This is a genomic window from Acinetobacter sp. YH12070 (assembly GCF_013419625.1).
In the GTDB taxonomy this organism is placed as follows: Bacteria; Pseudomonadota; Gammaproteobacteria; order Pseudomonadales; family Moraxellaceae; genus Acinetobacter; species Acinetobacter amyesii.
This window is the reverse complement of sequence record NZ_VOZT01000092.1, coordinates 1-7,039: the sequence shown is the minus strand read 5'-3', so window position 1 is coordinate 7,039 and position 7,039 is coordinate 1. Positions and strand designations below refer to the sequence as shown.

Annotated in this window: 6 protein-coding genes, 1 rRNA gene and 1 pseudogene; 7 read left to right on the top strand and 1 reads right to left on the bottom strand. The window is 39.9% G+C overall.

Features of this window, described 5'->3' with window-relative positions; genetic code table 11:
- From rrf to FTU17_RS16350, 6 genes are all read left to right on the top strand, one after another.
- Nucleotides 1–108: ribosomal RNA gene (rrf, locus tag FTU17_RS16375) — 5S ribosomal RNA — on the top strand; the annotation flags it as partial.
- A 235-nt stretch (nucleotides 109–343) separates the two neighbouring features.
- Complete coding sequence (locus FTU17_RS16370; protein WP_168379821.1) at nucleotides 344–895, top strand: DUF4256 domain-containing protein; 552 nt, start codon at nucleotides 344–346, stop codon at nucleotides 893–895.
- A gap of 408 nt (nucleotides 896–1,303) precedes the next feature.
- On the top strand, nucleotides 1,304–2,653 hold the full coding sequence (locus tag FTU17_RS16365; protein ID WP_078190664.1) for an aromatic acid/H+ symport family MFS transporter: 1,350 nt from the start codon (nucleotides 1,304–1,306) through the stop codon (nucleotides 2,651–2,653).
- 88 nt (nucleotides 2,654–2,741) lie between these two features.
- The gene (locus FTU17_RS16360; protein WP_180136037.1) at nucleotides 2,742–3,587 is read left to right on the top strand and encodes a hypothetical protein; all 846 of its coding nucleotides are present in this window, start codon (nucleotides 2,742–2,744) and stop codon (nucleotides 3,585–3,587) included.
- 15 nt (nucleotides 3,588–3,602) lie between these two features.
- Complete coding sequence (locus tag FTU17_RS16355; RefSeq protein ID WP_168379824.1) at nucleotides 3,603–3,914, top strand: ankyrin repeat domain-containing protein; 312 nt, start codon at nucleotides 3,603–3,605, stop codon at nucleotides 3,912–3,914.
- A gap of 380 nt (nucleotides 3,915–4,294) precedes the next feature.
- Nucleotides 4,295–5,470: a PQQ-dependent sugar dehydrogenase gene (locus FTU17_RS16350; RefSeq protein ID WP_373684079.1), complete on the top strand. Its 1,176-nt coding sequence runs from the start codon at nucleotides 4,295–4,297 to the stop codon at nucleotides 5,468–5,470.
- 93 nt (nucleotides 5,471–5,563) lie between these two features.
- Here the strand turns inward: FTU17_RS16350 and FTU17_RS16345 are convergent, their stop codons facing one another.
- Complete coding sequence (locus FTU17_RS16345; RefSeq protein ID WP_180136035.1) at nucleotides 5,564–6,604, bottom strand: TauD/TfdA family dioxygenase; 1,041 nt, start codon at nucleotides 6,602–6,604, stop codon at nucleotides 5,564–5,566.
- Between the two features lie 349 nt (nucleotides 6,605–6,953).
- Between FTU17_RS16345 and FTU17_RS16340 the strand changes: the two are divergent.
- Nucleotides 6,954–7,039, top strand: a pseudogene (locus FTU17_RS16340) (IS1595 family transposase); the annotation flags it as partial.

Sequence of the window (7,039 nt, the reverse complement as noted above, 5' to 3'; positions counted from 1 at the left end):
ACAATAGCAAGAGTGAACCACCTGATCCCTTCCCGAACTCAGAAGTGAAACCTCTTAGCGCTGATGGTAGTGTGGGGTTACCCATGTGAGAGTAAGTCATCGCCAGCTCATTATTCGAAACACCCCCAACTTAATCGTTGGGGGTGTTTTTTTATGCATGCGGAAAAAAGAAAAAAGGAAAAGAACGTTATAAAAGTAGAAAAAGCTAAAGCACAAAAATAGGAAAACGAGAGATATTTAAAAAGAATAAGGCTAAACAACGCTAAAAATTTACATCAAGGTGAGCCTATATTCTTTATAGTGAAGTTCAGTCTCCAAGGTATAAAAACAATAGGATATACATATGCTCCAAGATCTTGATGAAGTCTCTATTTTAGAGATATTGCAGCAACGCTTTGAGGAAAATATGCAGCGTCATCCAGAATTACTTTGGGATGATGTTAAAAAACAATTGATAGCACAGCCCTCAAAACTACAAATTTTAATCGAAATGGAAAAAACAGGCGGTGAGCCAGATATTGTGATGCTGAATCAGCAATCTAATGACCTGATATTTTATGATTGCAGCTTAGAGTCGCCAAAGTTTAGAAGAAACTTGTGCTATGACCGTGATGCCTTGGAGAATCGGAAGGATCATCCCCCGAAAAATAACGTTATAGACATGGTTCGAGACATCGGTGCTGAGCTACTGACAGAAGAAGACTATCGAGCAATACAGCAAGTTTTTCATTTCGATTTAAAGACTTCGAGCTGGATCGTGACGCCAGTCGATATTCGGCAAAATGGCGGGGCACTGTTTTGTGACCGACGTTATGATCATGTATTTAGCTACCATAATGGCGCACAGTCATATTATGCGTCTCGTGGATTTCGCTGTAAGCTGGTGATCGCTTAACCTCAGTGCTATCAATGTTTTTTAAAACAATCAAGAGTGTTCAAACGAGCTTTTCTATATATATGGTTACGTTTGTTTTTTAGACATTTAAAATTTTTCTAAACTAAAGATAGAAATAAATGATGGTGTGTCGTTCTGAAATTTAATGAAAGAACAGAAGAATTAGGCCTGAAAATAAGGGTATTATTATTTAAAAAAATCAGTTAAATAATCATATATTGATAATGTTCAATAATTAAACTAAAACATGAAAAATAACACAATTAACATGCACTTATAAGTGACTCTATTTATTAAACATATGTCTAATATCCCTAGAAAACACTGTTCCGTATATTCCGTGGCTGTTGAATTTTACTTAAAAATTCAATGAATGTTATGGACAAGTACTCATGGGAGATGAGAACGATGACAACGGAAAAAATAGACATAAATTCTGTAGTCGATAAGGCTAAATTTACCCCGTTCCACTTCAATGTAGTGGCTTGGTGCTTATTGATTATTTTATTTGATGGCTACGATTTAGCGATTAATGGCGTGGTTTTACCATTATTGATGCAAGACTGGGGCTTAAGTGCAATGCAAGCGGGGATGCTTGCCAGTACTGCGCTCGCAGGCATGATGTTTGGTGCCATGTTCTTTGGTTCTTTAGCAGATAAGATTGGCCGTAAAAAAGTCATCATGATCTGTATCGTTTTATTTAGTGGTTTGACCTTTGCTGGTGGTTTTGCGTCGAATCCAACAGAATTTGGTATTTTGCGTTTCTTGGCAGGTTTAGGGATTGGCGGTGTAATGCCTAACCTTGTGGCTTTAACGTCGGAATACGCGCCGCAGAAGATGCGTAGCACACTGGTAACGACGATGTTTAGTGGTTATGCAGTCGGTGGTGTGATGGCGGCACTTTTAGGTTCATGGTTCACCCCTGATTTTGGTTGGCAAATCATGTTCTTTATTGCGGGTATTCCACTTTTCCTTTTACCTGTGATTTGGAAATTTTTACCTGAATCTTTGGCATTTATGGTGAAAGAAAACAAACAGGAAAAAGCCCGCAGTATCGTGAAGCGCTTAGCGCCCGAAGTGAAAGTGACTGAAAATACAGTGTTCACTTTACCGCAAGAAAGCGTGCCTGAAGCTGCTAACGTGGTGAGTTTGTTCCGCCGTGGTCGTGCCGTAAATACACTGCTGTTTTGGGTGGCGTTCTTTACGTGCCTATTGACCATGTATGCGCTAAGCAGCTGGTTACCAAAACTGATGATGGCAGCCGGTTATTCTATGGATAACAGCTTAATGTTTATGATGGTCATGAACGTGGGCGCAGTTGTGGGTATTGTTGGCGGTGGTATTTTGGCTGACCGTTTCCATTTAAAACCTGTGTTGATGGTTTTGGGTATGATGGGCGCGATTGTGATGAGCTTGATGGGTTTCCAATCGAATCAGTTCTTGCTATACATCTTGGTGTTCTTGGCAGGTGCTGCATCTATTGGTTCGCAAATGCTGCTGTACAGCTATGTGGCGCAGTATTACCCACTTGCTGTACGTTCGACAGGTATTGGTTGGTCTTCTGCGATTGGTCGTATGGGCGCGATTGTAGGGCCGATCTTGATTGGTGGTTTGCTCGGTATGAACTTACCTGCGCATTTCAACTTTATGGCAGTGGGTTTACCTGTACTGATTACTGCAATCGCGGTTGCATTAATCATGCATGAAAATGACAGTGATAAAATTGATGTTAAAGAGGCAACTACAGCCAAAGCTTAAGTTGTGATTCTTTAAAAAGAATAGCCTCCGAAAGGGGGCTTTTTCATGTTATAAGAAATGAATTTTATTAAAAACTCATGTTAAAAATATGAGCGAAGAACAACTAATAGCAGAGACAATTTTACAATTAAAACAAGAATCAGATATTCTTAAAGATTATATATTTCCAATAGCAATGGCTCTGTTTTCTTCTCTTTTTGGCGCATTGCTTGGATATTTTGTTTTTCATAGACAAGAAAAAATAGTGTTAGAAAAAAGAAAGTTAGACACCGTAAATAAATGGCTATTGTTAGGTAATGAAATCCATCAATCATTGATAGCTATCAAATTTAATTACAACAATAATTTGTGTAATGATCCATTAAAAAGATTTTTTGCCATACCTTTTATAATTTTGGAGGATAAAAATTATAGTTTTCCATATCATGAGTTAGCCTTTATATCTAGCAGCTCATCTTCCAAATGGAACAATATCCCCAATTTACTTATTTTGTTTTCCAACTATTCATCCGTAATTAAGATGCTACAGACCCGCAATGAATCAAATGAAAAAATTAAGAAGGAAATCTTGGATAAGAAACAATCAAATAGGGCTAGTATAAATATTACCTGTCAGGAAATTTCACAAATTGCAGACCTAAGCGAATTAGCTCGTGTTATAGATTTAAGTGAGCGGCTAATAGTCTTAATAGATGATCTAATTATTGGGTTTAATGAATTTTTACAAGAGTTTCCTGAAGTTGCAAAGCAGAAAATAAATTTAAAATTGATAAAGGGATATGGATCAATTTTAACGTACAAACCGAATGATAATGCTGAGTTTCAGTCAATATTAAAGAGATCTCCTTTACCAGATTATAAAAAATTATCATCTATTTTGGAGCTTGACGAAGAGGAACTTATGGCAAGATATAGGCCATTATTTGAAAAATAATCCAAGGTCTGCATTATGAAACTCAACTCATTCTCCCCAATCCCTGAAGACGATGAAGAACTGCATCTGCCTGAGCTAGTGTACTGGGCATCTTTAGGTGAACTTGCAGAAGTCGAAAAATCATTGGCGAATGGCACAGACGTAAACTCTGCCGATGAAGAAGGCTACAGCGCACTGCATGCAGCAGCAGAAAACGGCTATTTAGACGTAGTGAAGCTATTGGTAGGCAAAAGTGCAGATGTAAAGCACAAAACCCAATATACCGCTTTAGAACTTGCAGAAATGGCAGGTCATAATGATGTTGTGGCGTACTTGAAAAGTCTCTAAGTCCGATGATCGCTCAAAATCATGATTGTGAAATCCTCCAACGAAAAATGGGGGATTTTTTTAATGGGTGGTAAATAATCAATAAATAAAGAAAACCCCGACATCCTGTCTGGGTTTTCTTCGTATTTCGTGTTCTAGATACAACTCCTTGTCATATCTCACGTCCTGATGCAGAAACTTATTGTTATTGTTTTATGTTTCGGAAACTTCCTGTCTCCTGATAACTGTAGAATAGGCCTGTTGCAGAAACTTGGAAAGCCGCAATTTTCTGCATGTCGTGTAAGCCAAAACGTACAAAATTATTCTGTTACCTTTCCAAAGAAAAATCATCTGATTAATTGATTAGAATCAAAGGATTATAAAAGGGAAGGGAACAGTAAATGAAACAATGCTTACAATATTTTCGAACGCCTAGCCTCATCGTTGGCATCCTGATGACAGCCGCATGCCATGCGGAAAACACCACAACTACAGCACAAGATCAAACACCAAGCCAAGCTCAAAAGTCGGCACAAATCCAGCAAGAACAGCGCTTTAAAATACAAAAAATCGCTCAATTTAATGAACCTTGGACCATCCAGCCGCTCTCAGACGGCCGTATATTGCTGACTGAAAGAAAAGGTCAGCTAATTATCTTTAATCCTCAAAACCAGCAGAAAATACAGGTGAAAAACCTTCCCAAAGTTGCCTATGGTGGACAAGGTGGATTAGGTGATATTGCACTTGATCCACAGTTTGAAAAAAATCATCAGATATATCTGAGCTATGCAGAAGCAGGACAGGGCTGTTTTGGCGCTGTCATCGAAAAAGCCACATTAAACCTCAATGAAGCTTCGCCAAGTTTAAAACAGCGAAAAATCATTTGGAGGCAAATTCCAAAAGTAGAAGGCCAAGGCCATTATTCACACCGAATGCAGTTTGGCGCAGATGGAAAATTATGGGTGAGTTCGGGCGAACGTCAGAAGTTTGATCCTGCACAAGATCTGCAGTCAAATTTGGGTAAAGTACTGCGCTTAAATAGTGATGGAACACCTGCTGTAGATAATCCATTTCAGACCCAAGGCGAGGTTGCAAAGCAAGTGTGGAGCTTCGGGCACCGTAATCCTTTAGGCATGGCATTTGATGCAAAACAGCAGCTTTGGGTGGCCGAAATGGGCCCGAAAGGCGGTGATGAGTTAAATCTGGTGCAGCGTGCGAAAAACTATGGCTATCCGCATGTGTCGAATGGCGATCATTATGATGATCAACCGATTCCTGATCATCATACACGGCCTGAATTTGAAGCGCCTGCCATCAGCTGGACACCGGTGATTTCACCGTCGAGTTTGATGTTTTACCAAGGGCAAAAATTCCCCTTGTGGAAAAATAAAGCGCTGATTGGCGGGTTGTCGTCTCAAGCAATCGTGATTGTGGACACAGCGCATCAACCGGCAACAGAAATCCAGCGCATCGACATGAAACAGCGGGTCCGTGGCTTGATTGAAGCCAAAGATGGCGCCATTTGGGGGATTGAGGACGGTGAAAAAGCATGGTTATTCAAAATTGAGCCAAAATAGCGGCTAAAAAATAAACAAAAAAATTCAAAAAATAAAAAAAAGCCCCTACGGGGCTTCTCACATACAGGCCTGCACGAATTTTAAATCTATCAGCTAAGCCGCATAGTGCTCATCGGCATTAAATGCATTGGCTTGAATTTGAATTAATTTACGATTTCCTTGTTCTCCATTCATCCGCCAATGCGCAATTTTAATATTATCGACGATCGCAACATCGCCTTTATGCCATTGTAAAAGCAGCGCATCTTTATACATCGCATCAAAAAATTGCTGCTTTTCGTTATCGCTGCATTCAATTTGTTGACCTTCTGGCGTGTAAATTTCCCAAGTCAGCTGCATGCCGTCCGCCGTCGAATCGATTTCAATCTCTCCTCGATTTTCAAAGCAATTTTTGGCCGCCTGATGGGCAAATGGATTGGTATTATTGGCAAAAGCCCACGGCTGAATGACATGCTTTTTCGTATCGGGGTGATGAATCACCAGTGGCGAACGCTGTAAGGTCAGTTTGGCTTTTTTATCTTGTCGAATCTCTAGACTAAACGGGCTCTTTTTCAGCAATAACCGGTCAAATAGCCCCACCTCGCGCGCCGAGACATAAGAAAAATGGTTCCATGCACCGAGATATTTTTCCTGTAGATGTTTCGGAAAATTCTCCCAAATCTGCTCTAAGTTATTAAATCCTGTTTCTGCCAAATACGTCGAAGGTTCCTGACAAAATAAGGCGATATAACGCGAGCGTTCTGAGCGCACGCCGCCTTCAACATGTGGGCCTTGTACCGAGTTTTCGACTGGACCCAATTGCACTGTGTTGCGGTCGATATAACGACGGTAGTCGCCTGCGCCGAGCAAGTTCTCGCTGTATTTTCGCATCCAAGATGCAACCCAGCTGGGTATATTGGGGTTAAATGCATTCCATGGCGTAAACTGAAAATATTGTTCAATCAGTTGGTTAAATTGTTCGGGTTGCTTGATGTTAAAACCACGGAACAGCAAGATACCATTTTCATGGATTTGTTGTAAAAGCTCTTGTCGATGCGCGCCAATATATTGTGCAAGATCTTGTGGGCTATTGTGTTCTGGAGCGGCATGAAAAATGCGGGTAAAACTATTCAGTTGTTGCTGTTGCAATTGCATAGGTCATTCTCTAATTTTTTAATTCAATTTTTATTGTTGTCGCCTAATCCCTAAGCGCTGACAGTTCGAGCTGCTGAACTCGCAGCCATTATTCTGTCTAAAATCTTTGCCGATTATAAGTACAGTTTTACTGTTGCGATGTAAGTATTGTTGATAAATTGCGATTTTTCGACGAATAGAGTGCGATTGCTGAGTGAATGACGACATGAAAAAAGCCCTCGACATCCTATCGAAGGCTTTTTAGATTCATTCTAAAGATATGACTCCTGTCATACCGATTAGCGTTCCTGCTGCATGTGCATTTTATTTTGGCTCTAGACTAGCAGAATAGATATGTTAGTCTAGAATCATGATAGAAAACAGTAAATTAAGTCACTATAAGATTAAAAAAATTATTCAGTGCTTTTGCATTGATATTCCTGCTTCTAAAACAGC

Coding starts and splice junctions, on each gene's coding strand:
- FTU17_RS16370 (WP_168379821.1), top strand. CDS start 344: ATGCTCCAAGATCTTGATGAAGTCTCTATTTTAGAGATATTGCAGCAA.
- FTU17_RS16365 (WP_078190664.1), top strand. CDS start 1,304: ATGACAACGGAAAAAATAGACATAAATTCTGTAGTCGATAAGGCTAAA.
- FTU17_RS16360 (WP_180136037.1), top strand. CDS start 2,742: ATGAGCGAAGAACAACTAATAGCAGAGACAATTTTACAATTAAAACAA.
- FTU17_RS16355 (WP_168379824.1), top strand. CDS start 3,603: ATGAAACTCAACTCATTCTCCCCAATCCCTGAAGACGATGAAGAACTG.
- FTU17_RS16350 (WP_373684079.1), top strand. CDS start 4,295: ATGAAACAATGCTTACAATATTTTCGAACGCCTAGCCTCATCGTTGGC.
- FTU17_RS16345 (WP_180136035.1), bottom strand. CDS start 6,604: ATGCAATTGCAACAGCAACAACTGAATAGTTTTACCCGCATTTTTCAT.